Source organism: Pseudomonas sp. BT-42-2 (assembly GCF_025847435.2).
Taxonomy (GTDB): domain Bacteria; phylum Pseudomonadota; class Gammaproteobacteria; order Pseudomonadales; family Pseudomonadaceae; genus Aquipseudomonas; species Aquipseudomonas urmiensis.
Window position 1 is genome coordinate 1 of sequence record NZ_JAOYTM010000038.1, and the last position, 3133, is coordinate 3133.

Sequence of the window (3133 nt, forward strand, 5' to 3'; positions counted from 1 at the left end):
GTGTGAATGTTGATTTCTGACTTTTGTCAGATCGTTCTTTAAAAATTCGGATATGTGATAGAAATAGACTGAACGCTGCTTTCACTGGCAGTGGATCAGGCTAAGGTAAAATTTGTGATTGCTCGCAAGAGCGAACGAATTTTCGGCGAATGTCGTCTTCACAGTATAACCAGATTGCTTGGGGTTATATGGTCAAGTGAAGAAGCGCATACGGTGGATGCCTTGGCAGTCAGAGGCGATGAAAGACGTGGTAGCCTGCGATAAGCTTTGGGGAGTCGGCAAACAGACTGTGATCCAGAGATCTCTGAATGGGGGAACCCACTCAGCATAAGCTGAGTATCTTGTACTGAATACATAGGTGCAAGAGGCGAACCAGGGGAACTGAAACATCTAAGTACCCTGAGGAAAAGAAATCAACCGAGATTCCCTTAGTAGTGGCGAGCGAACGGGGACCAGCCCTTAAGTTGGTTTGAGATTAGTGGAACGCTCTGGAAAGTGCGGCCATAGTGGGTGATAGCCCCGTACACGAAAATCTCTTATCAATGAAATCGAGTAGGACGGAGCACGAGAAACTTTGTCTGAACATGGGGGGACCATCCTCCAAGGCTAAATACTACTGACTGACCGATAGTGAACCAGTACCGTGAGGGAAAGGCGAAAAGAACCCCGGAGAGGGGAGTGAAATAGAACCTGAAACCGTATGCGTACAAGCAGTGGGAGCCTACTTTGTTAGGTGACTGCGTACCTTTTGTATAATGGGTCAGCGACTTATATTCAGTGGCGAGCTTAACCGAATAGGGGAGGCGTAGCGAAAGCGAGTCTTAATAGGGCGTTTAGTCGCTGGGTATAGACCCGAAACCGGGCGATCTATCCATGGGCAGGTTGAAGGTTAGGTAACACTGACTGGAGGACCGAACCGACTACCGTTGAAAAGTTAGCGGATGACCTGTGGATCGGAGTGAAAGGCTAATCAAGCTCGGAGATAGCTGGTTCTCCTCGAAAGCTATTTAGGTAGCGCCTCATGTATCACTGTAGGGGGTAGAGCACTGTTTCGGCTAGGGGGTCATCCCGACTTACCAAACCGATGCAAACTCCGAATACCTACAAGTGCCGAGCATGGGAGACACACGGCGGGTGCTAACGTCCGTCGTGAAAAGGGAAACAACCCAGACCGTCAGCTAAGGTCCCAAAGTCATGGTTAAGTGGGAAACGATGTGGGAAGGCTTAGACAGCTAGGAGGTTGGCTTAGAAGCAGCCACCCTTTAAAGAAAGCGTAATAGCTCACTAGTCGAGTCGGCCTGCGCGGAAGATGTAACGGGGCTCAAACCATGCACCGAAGCTACGGGTATCACCTTTTGGTGATGCGGTAGAGGAGCGTTCTGTAAGCCTGTGAAGGTGAGTTGAGAAGCTTGCTGGAGGTATCAGAAGTGCGAATGCTGACATGAGTAACGACAATGCGAGTGAAAAACTCGCACGCCGAAAGACCAAGGTTTCCTGCGCAACGTTAATCGACGCAGGGTTAGTCGGTCCCTAAGGCGAGGCTGAAAAGCGTAGTCGATGGAAAACAGGTTAATATTCCTGTACTTCCGATTGTTGCGATGGAGGGACGGAGAAGGCTAGGCCAGCTTGGCGTTGGTTGTCCAAGTTTAAGGTGGTAGGCTGAGATCTTAGGCAAATCCGGGATCTCAAGGCCGAGAGCTGATGACGAGTTGCCTTTAGGCGACGAAGTGGTTGATGCCATGCTTCCAAGAAAAGCTCCTAAGCTTCAGACAATCGGGAACCGTACCCCAAACCGACACAGGTGGTTAGGTAGAGAATACCAAGGCGCTTGAGAGAACTCGGGTGAAGGAACTAGGCAAAATGGCACCGTAACTTCGGGAGAAGGTGCGCCGGCGAAGGTGAAGGGCTTGCCCCGTAAGCTTTTGCTGGTCGAAGATACCAGGCCGCTGCGACTGTTTATTAAAAACACAGCACTCTGCAAACACGAAAGTGGACGTATAGGGTGTGACGCCTGCCCGGTGCCGGAAGGTTAATTGATGGGGTTAGCGCAAGCGAAGCTCTTGATCGAAGCCCCGGTAAACGGCGGCCGTAACTATAACGGTCCTAAGGTAGCGAAATTCCTTGTCGGGTAAGTTCCGACCTGCACGAATGGCGTAACGATGGCGGCGCTGTCTCCACCCGAGACTCAGTGAAATTGAAATCGCTGTGAAGATGCAGTGTATCCGCGGCTAGACGGAAAGACCCCGTGAACCTTTACTATAGCTTTGCACTGGACTTTGAATTTGCTTGTGTAGGATAGGTGGGAGGCTTTGAAGTGGGGACGCCAGTTCTCATGGAGCCATCCTTGAAATACCACCCTGGCAACTTTGAGGTTCTAACTCAGGTCCGTTATCCGGATCGAGGACAGTGTATGGTGGGTAGTTTGACTGGGGCGGTCTCCTCCCAAAGAGTAACGGAGGAGTACGAAGGTGCGCTCAGACCGGTCGGAAATCGGTCGTAGAGTATAAAGGCAAAAGCGCGCTTGACTGCGAGACCCACACGTCGAGCAGGTACGAAAGTAGGTCTTAGTGATCCGGTGGTTCTGTATGGAAGGGCCATCGCTCAACGGATAAAAGGTACTCCGGGGATAACAGGCTGATACCGCCCAAGAGTTCATATCGACGGCGGTGTTTGGCACCTCGATGTCGGCTCATCACATCCTGGGGCTGAAGCCGGTCCCAAGGGTATGGCTGTTCGCCATTTAAAGTGGTACGCGAGCTGGGTTTAGAACGTCGTGAGACAGTTCGGTCCCTATCTGCCGTGGACGTTTGAGATTTGAGAGGGGCTGCTCCTAGTACGAGAGGACCGGAGTGGACGAACCTCTGGTGTTCCGGTTGTCACGCCAGTGGCATTGCCGGGTAGCTATGTTCGGAAGAGATAACCGCTGAAAGCATCTAAGCGGGAAACTTGCCTCAAGATGAGATCTCACTGGGATCTTGAATCCCCTAAAGGGCCGTCGAAGACTACGACGTTGATAGGTTGGGTGTGTAAGCGCTGTGAGGCGTTGAGCTAACCAATACTAATTGCCCGTGAGGCTTGACCATATAACACCCAAGCAATTTGCTAGCGCGAATTGCGGTGGTGAAGACGAAAG

At 51.4% G+C, this 3133-nt stretch carries 1 rRNA gene; it reads left to right on the forward strand.

The features are described from left to right. Positions 1-190 precede the first annotated feature (190 nt). Positions 191-3083, forward strand: a 23S ribosomal RNA gene (locus tag OIU19_RS25205). The last annotated feature ends 50 nt before the right edge of the window (positions 3084-3133 follow it).